Source organism: Runella sp. CRIBMP, from assembly GCF_009905605.1.
Classification (GTDB): Bacteria; Bacteroidota; Bacteroidia; order Cytophagales; family Spirosomataceae; genus Runella.
Genome location: NZ_JAAAKZ010000004.1, coordinates 195510 through 213455, shown reverse-complemented (window position 1 = coordinate 213455; position 17946 = coordinate 195510). Strand labels below are relative to the sequence as shown.

Here is a 17946-nt window from a genome sequence, read left to right as displayed (position 1 = left end):
AACAAAAAGGGTAGTCTCAGACTTTTGAGACTACCCTTTTTAAATGAATGAAGTGATTCAAAACGAACCTATTTCACCCTCTTTTTATGAATTGGTATCAGATTAACTCGTTATACTAAATAAGCTTCAACGGGGCTTTCGGCATGAATACGTGAGTTATCAAGAAATTGCTCAAGTCGATTCATCGCAATGGTCAATTCATCAACACTCGGCAAAGTAACAATACGAAAATGGTCTGGCCTAATGTAGTTAAAACCCGTTCCTGCCACGACCAACACTTTTTGTTCTACCAATAATTGATACACAAAGTCTTCGTCGTTTTTAAAATCAAATTTACGCAGGTCAATTTTTGGAAAAACATACAAGGCTCCTTTGGGCTTCACGCAGGTGATACCCGGAATAGCCGTTAGTCGATTGTAAATCAGCTCCATCTGCTTGTACAAACGGCCCGTAGGCAACACCAAATCTTTGATGCTTTGGTAGCCGCCCAAGGCGGTTTGAATGGCGTATTGGGTAGGAACGTTGGCGCATAAACGCATACTCGCCAAAAAAGTCAATCCTTCGATGTAGGATTTCGCTTTGTGTTTTGCTCCGCTTAAAATCAACCAGCCACCGCGAAAGCCCGCTGAGCGATAATTTTTGGAAAGTCCGCCAAACGTAACGCAAAGGGTATCCTGCACCATGGTAGCCACGGGATAGTGAACGGCTCCGTCGTAAAGAATTTTATCGTAAATCTCGTCCGAAAAAAGAATCAGGCGGTGGCGTTCGGCAATTTCAGCGATTCGGCGTACTACATCCTTTTCGTAGACCGCACCCGTTGGATTATTGGGGTTTATCATCACTATCCCTTTGGTACGCGGGGTGATTTTACTTTCCAAATCATCTAAATCAGGATTCCAGTCACTTTGTTCATCGCAAATATAATGAACAGGTTTTCCTCCGCTCAAGGCCACCGAAGTAGTCCAAAGGGGATAATCGGGCGAAGGAACCAAAATTTCGTCGCCTTCATTTAGCAAAGCCTGCATCGACATCACAATCAACTCACTGACCCCGTTGCCGATGTACACATCATTGATATCAACGCCTTTGATTCCCTGCGTTTGTGTATAATGCATCACCGCTTTCCGTGCGGCAAACAACCCTCTCGAATCTACATATCCCTGCGCATTGCGAATGTTGAGGATGATATCGTGAATAATCTCGTCGGGCGCGTCAAAGCCAAACGGGGCCGGATTGCCGATATTAAGATTAATAATCTTATACCCTTGACTTTCAAGCTCAAGGGCTTTTTCGTACACCGGGCCTCGAATATCATACCGCAGATGCTCAAGGCGTTTACTTTTCAGGATTTGCATAATCAGTAGTTGTGAGAAATCAGTAGTGAGGATGCATTGTACTCACTACCTCGAATTATCGTCTCCTATTGTTCTTATTGCTTCTAAACTTATCGCGGTCACGATCGCGGTCGCGGTTGCGATTATTATTAGGATTATTGTTATTATTATTATTACGGTTGTTGCCCGTGTTGCCACTTCGTTCGCGGTTGGGGTTATTACTGTTGAAACTTCCGCGATTGTTTTGGAGATTTCGTTGATAACGCTCCACGTTAGTGCCTTTGTCGCGCGGGGCAGATTCTACCAATCCGTTTTGGCGCAGATACGTCAACTCTTCTTTCAAGCGCCCGCCCGAGACCTCATCCAACTGCGTAAATACGATATTATCGTCGGGGTTGTCTTTATTCCAAGTGTTATAAAACGTCCGCATCTGACGAATTAGATACGAAATAAAAGCCAGTTTTTCTTCTTTATCCTGACAGTCGATGGCTTTTTGTACGAGCAAAAGCAAATTTTTTCCGTATTGTTTATACCGAATATTCGACTGGTTGTAGGGCACACGCAGGGGTTTTTTACCCACCGCTTCGGGGGAAGGTGGGGCAAAAGGACTATCTACATCCAACTTAAAATTGGTCATGATGTACAGATCATCCCACAGTTTTTGGGAATAATCCTGACCATCACGCATATTAGGGTGAATTTGTCGCATTAATTCGACCAAGATGTGGGCATAAAGATTACGCTTTTCGCGGTCTTGCAGGTCGACGAGGTAGTCAGCTAATTTTTGGACGTTGCTTCCGTATTCTTTCAATGGAGTCAATATTTAATAACAAAGCAAAGTTACGAAAAATCAAGATACTTTGGCAAAATGAGTAGCTAGTCGTAATTTTGAAACTTCGTTTTTTTTCAATTAATAAAAAAAGCGTTTAAAAACCAACGGATAACCAATCACTCCTTCCAATGAGTAAAAAAGTAGATGTCAGTATTGCGTTTTATGGAAAGCCTTATCAGGCAATTGTTACCATTAAAACATTAATGAAGTACAGTGGTCAGCACATTGACAAAATTTATCTTTCCCGCGAACGTCTCCAACCGCACAACGACTACATCGGCATCTTCAAAATTATTGATTATTTCCGTAACTCCGACGTAAAGTTAGTCATTCAGCATCCTCATTATTTCCTAGGGCTTGGCGTATCTGATTATGAGCGAGCCAAAACCGACACGCGTTATCGCCAAAGCATCATGTACCAGTATCCGCTGGAGATGACCGATAAGAAGTACCTCTGCGTCATGCACAACGATATGTTATTTTATGGTGACATGATTGGTGATATGCTCAAAGAATTTGAAAAAGGGCCCGAAAACCTCACAGGCGTAGGCTCCATCGGACAGTGTTGGAGTTGCCCCGCTGGGCCAGATTGGGGCAATAAATGTAATTCTAAAAAGTTTGAAGAATACGTTCCGACGCAAGAAGAGGCCATTGCCCTGGCCGAAAAATACCCAACGCCCCGCCAAGACATCCAATTGAGAGTACTCAAGGCAGGGCGCGTTCATATCCTGCCCGAATGTCGGCTCAACGAATATTGCGCCATGATTGACGTCGAGAAATACCGCAAGGAAACTCTTCCGCAGGGGGACATCGGCTGCTACGGTGGCGGATGGCGGGGCGTTGATACGGCCACGGTTTGGTCGCACGATATGTACAGTCGTGGCTATACGTTCAGGCATTTAACCCTTGAAGATTATACCCGTCACGCTGCATTTGATACAACAGGCAGTGGAACAAAGGCCAATTCTAGCTCAGAAACCTACTGGAATGCCGAAAAAAATGCCGAAAAATACATCGTCGAGAACTACGGTCCGATTAATTTCAGCCCTTACCTCACATTGGCCAATACCTACGATACCTTTAAGCGTAAAGCGTGGTTGGGGCTGATTCATTCGGTGGGCTTTGCCAAAAAACTGGTAGGAAAGCAGTAGTTTGTTTCATTTTTGCGCACGCAAAGACGCATAATAGTCAGGCTTTTTTTGTGCCGCTTCCCGTCTTTGCGTGATTTTTTATATTTTTAGGTTTCCTAACCTTCTCCCGCCCCATGGCCCTTAATTACATCTGGATTGGATTTTTCCTTATTTCTTTTGCGGTTGCTTTGATAAAATTCATTTTTTCAGGCGATACTGAAATCTTCAAATTGATAGTCGAAGGCATGTTTGATTCTGCTAAGGTCGCCGTGATGGACATTGCGCTACCCTTGGCTGGAGTGATGACCTTCTTTTTAGGATTGCTTAATATCGGAGAGAAGGCGGGTGCTATCAATTTTCTTGCCCGAATCATTGGCCCATTTTTCCATCAGCTTTTTCCAGAAGTACCTAAAAACCACCCTGCTAACGGCCAGATGATTATGAATTTTTCGGCCAATATGCTGGGGCTTGACAATGCCGCAACGCCTTTTGGTTTGCGAGCTATGCAAAGTCTTCAAGACCTAAACCCTACCAAAGAAACCGCTAGTAATGCCCAAATCATGTTTTTGGTCTTACACACGTCGGGGTTGACCATTATTCCGCTTGGCGTGATGGCCCAACGCTCCATCTTGGGTGCGCAAGACCCGTCCGACATTTTAATTCCGTGTCTGATTGCTACCTATATAGCCACTGTCGCCAGTATCATTATTACTGGTTTTTGGCAACGTATCAATCTATTCAATCGAATCTTTATTGGCTGGATAGGCTCGATAACCGCGATTTTAGGGCTGCTTTTGTGGTATTTATCCACGCAAACGAAAGAACAGCTCGAAATCATTTCAAAAGTGGGCGGCAACTTGATTTTATTGATCATTGTAGTGGCTTTCCTGCTCGGCGGGCTCCGCAAAAAAATAGACTTGTTTGGCACATTTGTAGATGGGGCCAAAGCTGGTTTTGAAACATCGGTCAAAATCATTCCTTACCTAGTCGGAATGTTGGTGGCCATCAGTACTTTCCGGAATGCGGGCGTAATGAATTACTTGGTAGAAGGCTTAAAATACCTGATTGCGTTGACTGGCATGAACACCGATTTTTCTGATTCATTGCCCGTAGCATTGATGCGCCCCATCAGTGGCAGTGCATCGAGGGCGCTAATGATTGACAGTATGAAGCAGTTTGGCGCAGACTCATTCGTGGGACGATTGTCGTGTATGTTTCAAAGCTCTGCCGATACCACTTTCTACATCGTTGCGCTGTATTTTGGCTCGGTAGGCATCAAGAAAACCCGCTATGCCATTGTAGCGGGACTAATTGCCGACTTTATAGGGGTAACTGCGGCAATTTTGCTCGCCTATTTATTTTTTCACTGATTTACATCAAATACGAATGTAAACTTAACAATGAGAATATTATATTCTCTGAGATTAACTTGAAATGCCCCTTCTACTTTCATTTTATTCCCTTTGAGAGACTTTTGAGTATTAACGCTTTTTTTTTGCTAACTCCATGAAAAGATAAGTTGTCAACAATGGTCATTTTACCAGCGTTTGCGACGATAGAATGTCCAAAGGGGCAATGGATGATTGAGGGATGAGGTCTTCAGAAACCTCATCCCTTCGTTTTTTTAGCAGGCAATTTTTCCGACACGCGTAGCATGGCGTCCACCTTCAAATTCGGTATTTAAAAATATCGTAACGCACTCAAAGGCCGTTTCTTCGGCAATAAACCTTGCAGGTAGACAAATGATGTTTGCATCATTGTGCTGACGAGCCAGCGCCGCCAGCGGCGTATCCCATACCAATGCCGCCCGAATTCCCTGGTGTTTGTTGGCCGTTATGGCCACGCCTTGTCCGCTACCACAGACCAATACACCAGCGTCAAATTCTCCTTTTTCCACCGCCAAAGCTACTGGATGCGCAAAATCGGCGTAGTCGGCCGAGTCGGCGCTGTAAGTTCCAAAGTCTTTTACTTCATACCCTTGCTCTTTCAGCCACGCTACCAGCGGTTCTTTTAAGGAAAATCCGGCGTGGTCGCCGCCAATTGCAATTTTTTTAGCCATAACCTGAACTAGAATTAAAATTATTTTCGTTATTGTTTCCCGTTACCGCAAAGGTACAAAACCTTGGGTAACCGACTTGAATAATTTCACAACCCGTCTCCGTGTTTTTGGGTTTCCTATTTAGGAACTACAAAAATTGAAAGACCCTTTAAAAAAGTTAAAGCCATGTCAGAAACTGAATTATTGAACGAAGAAGATCGCATTCGCGAAGCATTTGAAGACAAAAACTGGAATGAAATAAAAACCGCCGATTCATGGGTAATTTTCAAAGTCTTGGCCGAGTTTGTAGAAGGATTTGATAAGTTAGCAAAAATCGGCCCGTGTGTCTCCATTTTCGGCTCTGCCCGTACCAAACCCGACCATGAGTATTACAAAATCGCCGAAGAAATCGCCGCCAAACTTGTACGCCACGGCTACGGGGTTATCACGGGCGGCGGCCCTGGGATTATGGAAGCTGGAAGCAAAGGCGCCTTTGAACAAGGTGGAAAATCGGTAGGTTTAAACATCATTCTCCCCTTTGAACAACACAGTAATCTGTACATTGACCCCGACAAAAACATCAACTTCGATTTCTTTTTTGTCAGAAAAGTAATGTTTGTCAAATACTCTCAGGGGTTTGTGGTCATGCCAGGCGGATTTGGCACCTTGGATGAACTTTTTGAAGCACTAACGCTCATTCAAACCAAAAAAATCGGCCGTTTCCCCATCGTCATGGTCGGAAAAGCCTATTGGTCAGGGCTGCTTGATTGGATTAAAACCACCATGCTCGAAACCGAACGTAACATTAATCCCGAAGACCTCAAACTGTTTAGTTTAGTTGACACCGCCGAAGAAGCCGTGCGCGTCATTGATGAGTTTTACGCTAAATATTTGCTAAAACCCAACTTCTAGCCGTTGCTTCAAAACCCATATTTGACCCTTGAAAATACCTGCAAAGGTTGTTTTCAGGGGTTTGTTTTTTTTCTGCCCTTTGTAACTATTATTATTGTAAAATAAACCCAACACTTCTCTAAAAGTGTTGATTACACAACGATTTAAACGCAACCGCCATGGGAAAATTTCACCCTTCCATCCACAAATCGCACCAAGAATTTATTGAAAAACAACATCTGTTTTTTGTCAGTACGGCACCACTCAACCCCGACGGGCACATCAATCTGTCGCCCAAGGGCTTGGATTGTTTTCGGGTTTTGTCAGAAAATAAAGTGGCCTATATGGATCTAATCAGTAGCGGCAATGAAACATCCGCCCATACGCTCGAAAACGGTCGCATTACGTTTATGTTTTGTTCTTTTGACCCCAATCCACTCATTTTGAGGCTCTATGGCAAAGGGTTTACCGTTTTGCCTTCCTCCGACGAGTGGGCAACTTACGCCCCCCATTTTACAATCTATCCCAGTACGCGCCAGATTATTGTAGCCGATATTAACTTGGTGCAAACCTCATGCGGATTTGGAGTACCCGAATTTGAGTACAAAGGAGAGCGAAGCATCCATTTTGATTGGGCCGAGAAAAAAGGGGAAAGCGGCTTGGCCGAATACATACAAAAAAATAATTTAACCAGCCTCGACGGCCTGCCCTCTAATCTCGGCTTGGCCCCAAAATAAGTCGTCAATGCTACAAGGTTTAGGTCGTTACGGACATCTCATCCATTTTCTGGAATAGTTATAAAAATCGTCTTGCCCCCTTTTCTCTAAAAGGGCATTAACGCCCTTTGTATCCCCAAATACTACGATGAAAAAGGTACGATTCCAGTTTTTGCTATTGACCTTGTCTTTAGGGGTCATGGCCCTTTTTACCGATACCGTTCCCCAGAAAAAGCAAGCCCTCAAACGCTACCTGTACGTGGCAACGCCAGGCATAAGAAATTACCTCGAATACGGCGGACATGGTTTAGTGGTCTTTGATATTGACAATAATTATCGGTTTGTCAAACGCATTCCTACGGCGGGGCTAGATGCTGAAGGCAAGCCCATAAACGTTAAAGGAATTTGTGCTAGTTTGGCCACCAATAGCATTTATATCAGCACCATCACCACCTTGCAATGCATAGATTTAACGACCGAAAAAGTAAAATGGGAACGGAAATACGACGAAGGCTGCGACCGCATGGCCATCTCTCCGGACGGCAAAACGATTTATCTGCCCACGTTTGAAAAAGATTATTGGGCGGTGGTAGATGCCGCCACGGGCGATGTAAAACAGAAGATTGTCCTCAATTCAGGCGCTCACAACACCGTTTTCGGATTGAACGGGAAAGAGGTGTATTTGGCAGGCCTACGCTCGCCTTACTTAACAGTGGTGAATGCCCAAAAACCAACGGAAACCCGTCAAGTTGGCCCATTTAGCGCGTCTATTCGTCCTTTCACGGTCAATGGAAAACAAACGTTGTGTTTTGTGAACGTAAACGATTTGCTGGGTTTTGAAATCGGCGACCTCAAAACGGGCAAAATGCTGCACCGCGTTGAAGTCAGCGGAGTACAGAAAGGGCCCGTCAAACGCCACGGATGCCCCAGCCACGGCGTCGGCCTTACACCCGACGAAAAGGAAGTCTGGGTCGTAGACGGGGCCAACCAGAAAGTCCACTTTTTTGATGCAACGGTTATGCCTTCCCGCCAAATCGGGAGCTTGTCGCTACGTGACCAACCGGGCTGGATTACGTTCAGTCTGGACGGGAAACACGCCTACCCTTCCACAGGAGAAATCATCGATGTAGCTACGCACAAAATCATCACAACCCTCCAAGGAGAGAACGGACAGGGAGTGCATAGCGAAAAAATGATTGAAGTACACTTCAACGGTCAAAAACCCGTACAGCTAGGCGACCAATTCGGTTTAGGACGTGTACGTTAATTAATCATTCAGACTCATCAAATACAGTTGTTCTACTTTGGCCCGCGCCCAAGGCGTTTTTCGGAGAAATGCTAAGCTAGATTTGATGCTTGGGTCGTATTGAAAACAACGAATATTGACGTACTCACTCATGGTTTCCCACCCATAATGAGCAACCAAGTGATTCAGCATCATTTCAAGGGTGATGCCATGAAGGGGATTATTGGCTTGCGGATTTTGCATGGAACAAAGATAGAAACGGAGCACCCACATCGGTACACTGGCCTCCGTTTTTTTTCATTTTTCAATCAATATATCACCATATTTTACAAAAGCATAACAGCAGCTTCATCTTGAAGACACGGTAAACGCGTTGTTTTACGGTCAAAAAGAACGCTATGAAATCAATATTAAAGCATAACTTTGCCACTTCCAATTATCATTGGAAACGCAAATGGAGCTGGCGCCAAAACCACGCAGTAGTCCGCCCCAAACCCCAAAATGACGCGTACGACACGCAGGAGTTTCGCAATACTCCCTTTCCTGATGCAGTTACTTTTTAGGAAAAATACAGTAAAAATACCCTCAAGGTGTTTTCTATCATTGATTCTAACCATTTTTATGAAACGTTATTTTTTACCAGTCCTTTTCGCTGTCTTTGCCGTTTTGCAAAGCCACAGCCAAATTACGTACACCTCCGCCAATGCACACTCGCACAATGACTATGCACAGGCCAATCCTTTTTTTGGTGCTTACAACCTCCAATGCGGGGCCATCGAAGCCGATGTTTTTCTCAAAGACGGTGAACTGATGGTAGCGCACCATCCCGATGAAATCAAGCCTGAGCGCACCTTTCATGCCTTGTATTTGCAGCCGCTCGCCGCGCAGCATCGGGAAGGAAAAATGTATCCCTTACAATTATTGATTGACCTAAAAACCCCCGCTGGCCCTACCCTAGAAACGTTGGTCAATCACTTGAACCGTTTTCCGTACGTTTTTGGCGACAACAAATCCGTCAAAGTGGTCATCAGCGGCAACATGCCTTCACCCAGTGATTTTGGGAAATATCCCTCTTGGGTTTTATTTGATGGCAGATTTGAAGAAACTTATTCTGACGCTGCTTTGGCCCGCGTGCCATTGTTCAGCGCTCCGTTCAGTGCCGTTTCTCGTTGGACGGGTGTTGGTTTGTTTCCCAAAGAAGACCGCGAAAAATTGGTTGAGTTGGTGAATCGTGCCCATCAAAAAGGAAAAAAAATTCGTTTCTGGGGAACGCCTGACAATGAAGCCGTTTGGAAAGAATTGATGGCCGTAGGCGTTGATTGGATTGGAACTGATGCTCCACAGACACTGACAAATTATTTTAAAAGTACAAAACCTGCCGACAGTCAATACACCAATACGGTTCCCGCTTACACACCTTATCAACCCTCTTATAAAAGTGACGGTATCAATAAAACGCCCAAAAACATCATTTTTTTGATTGGCGACGGCATGGGTCTTGCCCAAATGCATACTGGATTGATTGCCAATCACGGACAGCTCCACATGGCGTTGTTTAAGCATCTTGGTTTAATGCAAACTCAACCTGCCGAATCATTCATCACCGACTCAGCCGCCGCAGGCACCGCATTGGCCACGGGATACAAAACCAAAAACGGCACCATAGGCATGGATGCCACCTTGGTAGCCCGTCCTTCGCTGACCGTAACCGCTAAACAAAAAGGAAAGAAATGTGCCGTTATTTCGTCGGGGCCTATTACAGATGCAACCCCTGCGGTCTTTTATGCCCACCAGCCCAAGCGTGGTATGCAGGAAGAAATCGCCGCCGACTTTCTCAAAGAACCCTTAGATATTTTAGCGGGTGGTGGAAGCAAGTATTTTTTTGAGCGCAAAGACAAAGCAAATCTGGGAGATTCACTCAAAGCGCGTCAGTATGATGTCATCCGTAAATACGCCGAAATAGCTAACCAGAATAAAGCTGAAAAATTCGTCGTTTTGGACGACCAAGCCACACTGTCAATTGAAAAAGGGCGTGGCAATTTTCTACCATTAACGGTAAAAGAAAGCATCAGCCACTTCCAGAAAACGGCAAAAAAGGGCTTTTTTATCATGGCTGAAGGAGCACAAATCGACTACGCCGGCCATGCCAACAATACAGGTTATGTAGCCAATGAGGTGCTGGATTTTGACCGGGCAGTGGGTGAAGCGCTACGTTTTGCCGACGAAGACGGCCAAACGCTCGTCATTGTCACCGCCGACCACGAAACGGGGGCCATGAGTATCACGGGCGGTAGCGAGTCAGAAGGAATGATTAAAGGAAATTTTGGTTCTAAAGGTCACTCTGCCATCATGGTTCCAGTATATGCCTATGGCCCGCAATCTCAGCAATTCGGTGGAATTTACCAGAATACCGAACTTTCCAACCGCATTCGTCAATTGCTGGAAGAATCAAAATAAAGTTAATTAGCTAGCGAAACAACTTGGCATCCGCCCAAAAAGTCCCGAAGGGAACCAACGAAGCCAAAAAAGCAAGGACCGATTTTTTTATCGACCAGCTGTATTCGACGGCGGCCATTATAACGTACAGAATATACAACACAAACAGCACTCCGTGGGCCATGCCAGTGATTTTTACGGCCATTGGCTGGTCCGCAATGTATTTTAAAGGCATGGCAATAAAAAGAAGTACCAGAAAAGATATACCTTCTAAAAAGCCAATAATACGAAGACGTCCAATGGTGTTTTTAAGCAAATTCATCATAATGGTGGGCTATTTTTTGACTTGATTCAATAGTTTTACGAGATAATGGGTGCTGTTTTTCACCCCTTCATACGCATAGGGTATCGCTTCTTGGAGACTCATCGGACGGGGCAAAATAGAAGTGGCGTACGAAATCCCCAAATGCGCTAGGTCGGCGGGCGACACCATCAACGCTCCGCATAGCGCCGCTACTGGAATGTCGCGCTTTTGAGCTGCACCCGCAATTCCTGCGATGAGTTTTCCCTGCAAAGTTTGTTCATCAATTTTTCCTTCACCCGTCAACACCAAATCGGTATCGGTTAAATGTGATTCAAAATGGGTCTGTTCCATTACGATTTTAACCCCTTCTTTAAGGACGGCATTTAGGAAAAATAACGCTCCAAACCCCAAACCACCCGCCGCTCCGGTACCAGCAACTTGGGCTATATCTACGTCGAAATCACGCTTTACGACCCATGCCAAATGCTGCAATCCGAGTTCTAGTTCCGCTACCATCGCCGCATCTGCCCCCTTTTGAGGCGCATATACATGCGCCGCACCGTCTGGGCCGAAAAGAGGTGCCGTCACATCACAGGCGACTTCAACCGTTATTTCAGGTAAATGCTGAGGTGGTTTTATTTGCTGGATTTTGACTAAACTTTCGCCATTTGGAGGCAAAGCAGTGCCGTTGGCGTCCAAAAACTCCCACCCTAAAGCCGCTGCCATGCCAATGCCTCCGTCGGTAGTGGCGCTGCCGCCAATGCCGAGAATTATATGATGCGCCCCTTTTTCTGAAGCCTCCAGAATAAGCTGACCAGAACCAAATGTTGTAGTTTTGAGGGGATTACGTTCGTTGGCGTGAAGTAAGCGCAACCCCGAAGCAGTGGCCATTTCAATGTATGCCGTTTGGCCATCGGCAGAAAGCCCGTATTCTGCTTCAATGCGGCGACCCAACGGATCAGAAACAAAAGCAGTGTGCATCTTGCCCCCCGCATTAAGCGTCAGAATTTCGGCGGTTGCTTCTCCCCCGTCCGCCATAGGAAGCACCACAATTTCCGCTTCGGGAATCACTTCACGAATACCGTCACTCATGGCTTGGCATACTTCATAGGCTGTCAAGGAACCACGGAATTTGTCGGGCGCGAGCAGAAATTTCATCGTTTAGGGAGAAGTCCAGAGTGAGAAGTCAGGAGCGCGAAAGTAATTTCTACATTCTTAGTCCTGACTTCTGATTCCTAAAATAATATACTTTCGTCGTCGGTTACTTTTGGACGTAAATAGGTATTTATTGTGTCAATTTTTACACCCCCGCATCCGATATTTACATCCATTCCGTCGGGTTTATTGAATCGGTCGCGGCGATACGGAGAGCGGTCATTGCCCGCCAAATCTGGATCAGCGTAGACTTTTTGCATGTATAATCCCCACGCAGGCATGGCTATTCGTGCCCCCTGCCCGAGTGCCATCGAAGTAAAGTGAACGTGATTATCTTCGCCACCTACCCAAACGCCCGTGACCAAATTGGGGGTTACGCCCATAAACCAGCCATCGGTATAATCAGAAGTCGTTCCCGTTTTGGCGGCAATCTCGTTATTATCGGCCAGTTTGTACTGGGTGCGCAGGCGTTGCGCCGTTCCCCAAGGATCTTCTACGGCACCGCGCATTACAAACAACATTTGGTAGGCAATGCTTGGGCTGATTACTTCTTTTTCGTTTGGTGGAAACTCTGCCAACAAGCGTCCGTCTTTATCTTCAATGCGGGTTACAAAACGTGGGTCAACGTGTTTGCCGCTGTTGGCAAAAGTACAATAAGCATTCACCATTTCGTACACCGAAACGTCAGGCGTTCCCAAACAAATTGTTACATCATTTTCGGGCAACGGGCTCGTAATTCCCAGTTTATGAGCATATTCTACCACTTTCTTGGGGCCGACTCTACTCATCAAATACGCACTGATGGAGTTAACCGATTTTGCCAATGCCTGCCGCAATGTCAGCATTTGCCCCGAAAAAGACCCTGTTGAGTTCTTGGGACACCAATCTCCAATGCAAACCTGATGGTCCATGATGGTTTCGCAGGGGGTGACGTAGTTTCCATCAATGGCGGAGCAATACACAAATGGTTTAAAAGTAGAGCCAGGTTGGCGCTTGCCCTGATATACTTGGTCGTACTTAAAGTGCTTATAATTGATTCCACCTACCCATGCTTTCACGTCTCCATTGCGCGGGTCCATCGAGACCATACCAATGCGCAAAAACTTGTTGTAGTACTTAATAGAATCCAACGGACTCATGATGGTATCCCGATCGCCGCGCCAAGAAAACACCTTCATTTTGATGGGTTTACGCAATTCTGCCCAAATTTTTTCTTCATCATCGCCAAAACTGCGTTTCAGTTCACGATAGCGCCAACTACGTTTTACCGCTCTTCTTTCAAAATTGGGGTCAGGCACATAGCCTCCGTTTGTGCCTTTTACCACCCACGGATTCATTTTAAGTTCTTTAAAATGATTGAAAAACTTAACCTGCTGGTCTTTCATGTGTTGCTCGGCGGCCTGCTCGGCATAGTCCTGCATCCGCGAGTCAATGGTTGTGTAAATTCGCAGTCCATCGGTGTACAAATCGTACTCCGTCCCGTTTTCTTGATTATACTGGGCCAGCCACGTCTTCATCCAATCACGCAATACTTCTCTGAAATAAGGCGCGGGACCAGTGTTGTGGTTTTCGATGTTAAAATTCAGGCCAAGGGGTTTCAGTTTATTTACATAAAATGCCTCCTGCGTCAGAAAACCGTATTTCACCATTTGGCCCATTACCACATTCCTGCGCTCTAATGCTCTTTCTTTAAATACACGCGGGTTGAAACGGGAAGGGTTCTGCAACATACCCACCAATAATGCGGCCTCGGTCAAATTCAAATTCCAGGGTTCTTTCCGAAAATACGTCCTTGACGCCGTCTTAATCCCGTCGGCATTGTTACCAAACGAAACGGTGTTGAGGTACATTGTCATGATTTCCTGTTTGGTATAATTTCGCTCCAGCCTTACCGACAAAATCCATTCTTTGGTTTTAGCAATGACGGTTTTGATGAGAGGAATATCTCCCAACCCTCCTTTGTATTTATCACTTCGGGTTTGAAACAGGTTCTTGGCCAATTGTTGGGTCAGCGTACTTCCACCACCTGTGGTTCCCTGCTCACTTGAAGCAACACCTTTCAAAACCCGAAACATTGAGCGGGGGTCAATGCCTGAGTGTTTTACAAAACGGGCATCTTCTGTCGCAATCAGCGCTTTGACGATATTGGGTGAAAGCTGGTCAAACTCAACCGGCGTACGGTTTTCGATAAAGTACTTAGAAAGGGTCTGCCCATCGGCCGAAAGAATTTCGGAAGCAACCTGACTTTCAGGGTTTTCTATGGCTTTCAAATCGGGCATTCCGCCAAAAAGCCAAAAGAAATTAAAATAAACGGCGCTTATGTATAATACAGCCCCTCCAATCACAACACCGGCCAATTGCCAAAACAAAATAATGGATTTGCGATACTTTCCTTTCAAAAATGCCATATTAAAGTAATTCGTTAATCGTTATCGGTCAACTTTTGTCCCATTTTTCAAAAATTGAAGTACAGATTTTTTCAAGTGAAATGAAGTTCAGGTTGTGTTTTCAACTTCAAAATGGGCAGGGGGATAACTATTGCTTTAAACGCAATAATAAGGATTTTTTCAGGAACATTGGGCAACCTGATAGACTTATTAGCCATTTTTCTTGATAGATGTGGATTGTTGGGCTTCCAAAACCTCCCGTACACGAGGCAGCAATGGACTGGTTGGAAAATCTTTAATGAAGCTATTCAGCGCTTTGAGGTAGGCTTCGCGCCCTTGAAGTTTGCCGAGCAGATATATTCTGAGCAAGGCATATTTGTCTTCAATCTTACTACCTGAATAAGTCACAATCGCCATTTCTAGTTGGGCATAAGCCTCTGAAAAATTGGCTTTTTGGTATAAACCTAGTATTTTCTCGTAATCTTTGAGCGCTTCCAATTCTAAATTACCCGTGGCGGCAATACTCCCGTTGGCTTTGGTCAATAACCGGGTGTAAGAGGAGTTGGGAAACTCCGCCAACAGCTTGGTTTTCCAACTGTCCTGATTATTTTTTTGGTCAGTCAAGAAGAGTAAATAGTAAATTTCGGGTTTATAATTTGTCGAAGGAAAACGTTCTAAAGTTGTCATAAACGTCTTGACGGCGTTTTCGGGCTCAATTAAACTAAACTTATAAATCTTCCCTAACTTATAATAAGCATCTTCCATGCGTTGATTGGAGGCGTCAAGCTCCTGCTTTCTCAGCGGAATATTGCGGTACATCGCATCCTTTTTTGCTTTCCACTCGGGCGAGTCTTTGGTTAATTTTGTAATATCTCCTCCGCCCAGCGTTACAGGTTTTTGGCCGTTTGCTACAGGGGTGATATTGTCTGTTTGGGTCAATAACGTAGCCACTTTTGAGCTTCGCCGCCAATCATCTTCCAACGCCCGATTTCCCCAACGCTGCTTAAATTCCAATTTTCCCTGATTCAATGCCACGGGGTCGTACAAAGCAAATCGGTCGGCAGGGTCTCCGTTGAAGTTTAATGCATTGGCATTCAGTGTTCTGGCCTGCTCCACCAGCTTTTGGGCTTCTTTTACCTTACGTTCTTGTTCTTCAATTTCTTTTTCGATTACACCATCCAAAAATTTATCCAAGGTCGCGGGATTCATCTGCGAAAGCCGCTGCAAACTGTCTTCGGTCCGAATCGTGGTGAGCTGTTTTACAAACTCGTCCAGCACATCTTTGCGCTCCGTAATCTTCTGAAACTGGGGAGACGTGCGGGGCAAAAGTGCCAATGAACTGTCAAAATAGGCTTTGGCTAACTCATAATTCTGGAGTTTGTCGTAATATACCTTCGCCATTTCGAGGTAGGTATAGGGCACTTGGGTGGTATTGGTGGTAGTTTGACGAATGGATTCCTCAAAAAAACGAATGGCCTGAGGGTAGTTTTTCTTACGCGTTTCAATCACACCCATTGAGTAGTATAGGCGGTCGCGCAGGTCACTATTTTTACGATCATTGAGCATCCGCTTAAATCCTCCTTCGGTCGATACGTCGTTGGAAGTCAGCGCTTCGTTTTGCAATGAATTCATGCTTGCAAAAAAACTCAAATCGTAAGGAGGCCGATTGCGAAATACTTGTTTGTAATGGGCATTGGCCGCCTGCGGCTTTTCAAGAAAATCGTACATTTGAGCGGCGGCAAAATGAATTCGGGCCGTTTCTTCCCCTCTGGGCAACAAATCGAAAGTTTCTTCCAAAATCGCCAACGCCAAAATATATTCCTGCTTTTGTTGGTGAAGGTAAGCCTTCACCAAATAGTAATCGCGCGTATTTTTATCGTTTAAGGGCTGGCTACGCAAAAATTCAGCCACGCTGAGCGCACTGTTATAATCCTTGGTTTCGACGTAGGCGCGCATCAACCAAATCAGGCCCTCGTGTTTGTCTTCTTCGTCGCGCCCTTTGGCGTTGACGTAGCGGAGCGTTTCGATGCCGTCCGTAAATTGTCCTTTGTACAAACGCGCTTTACCAATCAGTACGTAAGCATTGTCTACCCATTTGCTATTTTGGTGGCGGTCAGGCACCAACGACGCTTTTTTGATGACATCTTGCAGCAAATCTCCCACGGGTTGGGCTTCGAGAGAATCAAGTACGGGAAGAATCGGCAGAATCTGATTGTAGTCCTCCTTGCGATTTCGGCGCATGGCTATCTCGGCTTCGCGCATTTTGTCGCGGGCAATAACGTAGGCATTAAATTTAGCATTGAGGTTGTGATACCCCACACTCAATCTTCCGGTACTGTACTGCGAGCAGCCCGTCACAAATGACGTAATTCCCAACAGCAGAAGCAGTTGGAGCTTTGTAGAATAGGTTAGAAGTTGGTTGACTCGCATTAAACGACTCGCTTTCAGGCGTTTGCTTACAAATTATGTGGAAAATTCCCGTAAAAATAACGTTTTAGTTGTATGAAAAGTATACAAGCATGATGCCAAACGTATTTTTGTTGGGTGCATTTACACTCAAAAAACAACATTAATGGGCACAATAGCAAAGTCCCGCGCTTTTTTTAATCATTAGATTTGCGACGAAGTGACCAACCAACACCTTATGTGCTTATCTGTTTGAGGCCAATACAGGGCCTAAGCCATCGAGAAGTGTGCTTTTTTCGATTATATATTTTATCTTAAATTATAATATTTTAAAGATATATAGTCTATTTAACATTAATTATTTAGACTATTATTTATTATTTAGGGCTCAATAGGCGTTTCATTCTACATTCAAACCAAACAATAATTAATTTTGTGCGTTGAACTTATTAACCAACAAACAACGGTTATATAATGGTAGAGAACCCTATCAATCCCGACAAAGTAGCTGAAAACCCCGGACTTATGGCGTATGCCCACTCGGTAGGTGGCGCAGTCATTAAGCCCGAAGATATGGGCAAAGTCAAAGGCAAGGCAGTGTTGGCCATGCGTCAACAAACCGAAAGGCAGCTCGGACAGATTTACCAACAAATGGCAACGCTGGCCCAACAAGCCAAGGAGTTGCGTCAGCGCGTAGATGTTTCGGAAAGGATTTATGCGGCCCACATGAATTTTGAGCCAGTGCTCAACGAGGTTTATTATGTGTACGAAAAAGAAGACGGCAGCGACGTGCTTTCCATGATTGCACCGGGCGAATGGGGTCGTTCGTATAAATATAGTCGCTATATTGCCAAAGTTACGATGCTTGCCGACCACACATGGCACGTCGAATACAATGAAAATCAATCATAATCAATTGGATTTGAGTAAATTTCCGTAAACAAACAGCGAGCCTTCGGATGATAAACGTCCGAAGGCTCGCTGTCGGTAAATAATACGCCCTGCTTATGATAACTTCCATTTAATCATTACCTCTCCCTTGGTGGCTTTCATAGGATTGTAGCGTATAGT

Annotated in this window: 16 protein-coding genes; 8 read left to right on the top strand and 8 right to left on the bottom strand. The window is 45.0% G+C overall.

Annotated features, from left to right (window positions below; translation table 11 throughout):
* Positions 1-110: 110 nt before the first annotated feature.
* Positions 111-1355, bottom strand: coding sequence for a pyridoxal phosphate-dependent aminotransferase (locus GVN20_RS14160; RefSeq protein WP_206023269.1), 1245 nt, complete (start codon positions 1353-1355; stop codon positions 111-113).
* A 55-nt stretch (positions 1356-1410) separates the two neighbouring features.
* A complete protein-coding gene (locus GVN20_RS14155) occupies positions 1411-2145 on the bottom strand; it encodes a DUF4290 domain-containing protein (RefSeq protein WP_166558966.1) in 735 nt (244 codons plus the stop codon).
* A 149-nt stretch (positions 2146-2294) separates the two neighbouring features.
* On the opposite strand from GVN20_RS14155, the gene GVN20_RS14150 reads away from it, so the two are divergent.
* Complete coding sequence (locus GVN20_RS14150) at positions 2295-3317, top strand: hypothetical protein (RefSeq protein ID WP_166558965.1); 1023 nt, start codon at positions 2295-2297, stop codon at positions 3315-3317.
* Between the two features lie 113 nt (positions 3318-3430).
* Positions 3431-4666: a nucleoside recognition domain-containing protein gene (locus GVN20_RS14145; protein WP_166558964.1), complete on the top strand. Its 1236-nt coding sequence runs from the start codon at positions 3431-3433 to the stop codon at positions 4664-4666.
* A gap of 254 nt (positions 4667-4920) precedes the next feature.
* Here GVN20_RS14145 and rpiB read toward each other — a convergent pair whose 3' ends face one another.
* Positions 4921-5355 carry a ribose 5-phosphate isomerase B gene (gene rpiB / locus GVN20_RS14140; protein WP_166558963.1) on the bottom strand — a complete coding sequence of 145 codons (435 nt, stop codon included), beginning with the start codon at positions 5353-5355 and terminating at the stop codon, positions 4921-4923.
* Positions 5356-5520: 165 nt separating this feature from the next.
* On the opposite strand from rpiB, the gene GVN20_RS14135 reads away from it, so the two are divergent.
* The 3 genes from GVN20_RS14135 to GVN20_RS14125 all read left to right on the top strand — a co-directional run bounded on the left by GVN20_RS14135 (position 5521) and on the right by GVN20_RS14125 (position 8208).
* Positions 5521-6246, top strand: coding sequence for a TIGR00730 family Rossman fold protein (locus GVN20_RS14135; RefSeq protein ID WP_114459552.1), 726 nt, complete (start codon positions 5521-5523; stop codon positions 6244-6246).
* 158 nt (positions 6247-6404) lie between these two features.
* Positions 6405-6962, top strand: a complete 558-nt coding sequence (locus GVN20_RS14130) for a pyridoxamine 5'-phosphate oxidase family protein (RefSeq protein WP_166558962.1) — start codon at positions 6405-6407, stop codon at positions 6960-6962.
* 127 nt (positions 6963-7089) lie between these two features.
* Positions 7090-8208, top strand: coding sequence for a YncE family protein (locus GVN20_RS14125; RefSeq protein WP_166558961.1), 1119 nt, complete (start codon positions 7090-7092; stop codon positions 8206-8208).
* On the opposite strand, the gene GVN20_RS14120 is transcribed toward GVN20_RS14125, so the two are convergent.
* Positions 8209-8430: a VF530 family DNA-binding protein gene (locus tag GVN20_RS14120; RefSeq protein WP_114065979.1), complete on the bottom strand. Its 222-nt coding sequence runs from the start codon at positions 8428-8430 to the stop codon at positions 8209-8211.
* A gap of 155 nt (positions 8431-8585) precedes the next feature.
* Here GVN20_RS14120 and GVN20_RS14115 point away from each other — a divergent pair, with 155 nt between their 5' ends.
* On the top strand, positions 8586-8750 hold the full coding sequence (locus tag GVN20_RS14115; RefSeq protein WP_166558960.1) for a hypothetical protein: 165 nt from the start codon (positions 8586-8588) through the stop codon (positions 8748-8750).
* A gap of 58 nt (positions 8751-8808) precedes the next feature.
* Positions 8809-10644 carry an alkaline phosphatase gene (locus GVN20_RS14110; RefSeq protein ID WP_166558959.1) on the top strand — a complete coding sequence of 612 codons (1836 nt, stop codon included), beginning with the start codon at positions 8809-8811 and terminating at the stop codon, positions 10642-10644.
* Positions 10645-10654: 10 nt separating this feature from the next.
* Here the strand turns inward: GVN20_RS14110 and GVN20_RS14105 are convergent, their stop codons facing one another.
* The 4 genes from GVN20_RS14105 to GVN20_RS14090 all read right to left on the bottom strand — a co-directional run bounded on the left by GVN20_RS14105 (position 10655) and on the right by GVN20_RS14090 (position 16899).
* The gene (locus GVN20_RS14105; RefSeq protein WP_166558958.1) at positions 10655-10948 is read right to left on the bottom strand and encodes a DUF3817 domain-containing protein; all 294 of its coding nucleotides are present in this window, start codon (positions 10946-10948) and stop codon (positions 10655-10657) included.
* A 9-nt stretch (positions 10949-10957) separates the two neighbouring features.
* Positions 10958-12085: a glycerate kinase gene (locus GVN20_RS14100; RefSeq protein ID WP_166558957.1), complete on the bottom strand. Its 1128-nt coding sequence runs from the start codon at positions 12083-12085 to the stop codon at positions 10958-10960.
* A gap of 77 nt (positions 12086-12162) precedes the next feature.
* The gene (locus GVN20_RS14095) at positions 12163-14490 is read right to left on the bottom strand and encodes a penicillin-binding protein 1A (RefSeq protein WP_166558956.1); all 2328 of its coding nucleotides are present in this window, start codon (positions 14488-14490) and stop codon (positions 12163-12165) included.
* Between the two features lie 189 nt (positions 14491-14679).
* A complete protein-coding gene (locus GVN20_RS14090; protein WP_166558955.1) occupies positions 14680-16899 on the bottom strand; it encodes a hypothetical protein in 2220 nt (739 codons plus the stop codon).
* A 450-nt stretch (positions 16900-17349) separates the two neighbouring features.
* Here GVN20_RS14090 and GVN20_RS14085 point away from each other — a divergent pair, with 450 nt between their 5' ends.
* Positions 17350-17787 carry a DUF2452 domain-containing protein gene (locus GVN20_RS14085; RefSeq protein ID WP_114459543.1) on the top strand — a complete coding sequence of 146 codons (438 nt, stop codon included), beginning with the start codon at positions 17350-17352 and terminating at the stop codon, positions 17785-17787.
* The last annotated feature ends 159 nt before the right edge of the window (positions 17788-17946 follow it).

Bases quoted from the DNA above. Each gene is read 5' to 3' on its own strand.
- GVN20_RS14095 (WP_166558956.1), bottom strand. From the start codon at position 14,490: ATGGCATTTTTGAAAGGAAAGTATCGCAAATCCATTATTTTGTTTTGG.
- GVN20_RS14160 (WP_206023269.1), bottom strand. From the start codon at position 1,355: ATGCAAATCCTGAAAAGTAAACGCCTTGAGCATCTGCGGTATGATATT.
- GVN20_RS14115 (WP_166558960.1), top strand. From the start codon at position 8,586: ATGAAATCAATATTAAAGCATAACTTTGCCACTTCCAATTATCATTGG.
- GVN20_RS14125 (WP_166558961.1), top strand. From the start codon at position 7,090: ATGAAAAAGGTACGATTCCAGTTTTTGCTATTGACCTTGTCTTTAGGG.
- GVN20_RS14120 (WP_114065979.1), bottom strand. From the start codon at position 8,430: ATGCAAAATCCGCAAGCCAATAATCCCCTTCATGGCATCACCCTTGAA.
- rpiB (WP_166558963.1), bottom strand. From the start codon at position 5,355: ATGGCTAAAAAAATTGCAATTGGCGGCGACCACGCCGGATTTTCCTTA.
- GVN20_RS14110 (WP_166558959.1), top strand. From the start codon at position 8,809: ATGAAACGTTATTTTTTACCAGTCCTTTTCGCTGTCTTTGCCGTTTTG.
- GVN20_RS14150 (WP_166558965.1), top strand. From the start codon at position 2,295: ATGAGTAAAAAAGTAGATGTCAGTATTGCGTTTTATGGAAAGCCTTAT.
- GVN20_RS14130 (WP_166558962.1), top strand. From the start codon at position 6,405: ATGGGAAAATTTCACCCTTCCATCCACAAATCGCACCAAGAATTTATT.
- GVN20_RS14090 (WP_166558955.1), bottom strand. From the start codon at position 16,899: ATGCGAGTCAACCAACTTCTAACCTATTCTACAAAGCTCCAACTGCTT.
- GVN20_RS14105 (WP_166558958.1), bottom strand. From the start codon at position 10,948: ATGATGAATTTGCTTAAAAACACCATTGGACGTCTTCGTATTATTGGC.
- GVN20_RS14085 (WP_114459543.1), top strand. From the start codon at position 17,350: ATGGTAGAGAACCCTATCAATCCCGACAAAGTAGCTGAAAACCCCGGA.
- GVN20_RS14135 (WP_114459552.1), top strand. From the start codon at position 5,521: ATGTCAGAAACTGAATTATTGAACGAAGAAGATCGCATTCGCGAAGCA.
- GVN20_RS14145 (WP_166558964.1), top strand. From the start codon at position 3,431: ATGGCCCTTAATTACATCTGGATTGGATTTTTCCTTATTTCTTTTGCG.
- GVN20_RS14100 (WP_166558957.1), bottom strand. From the start codon at position 12,085: ATGAAATTTCTGCTCGCGCCCGACAAATTCCGTGGTTCCTTGACAGCC.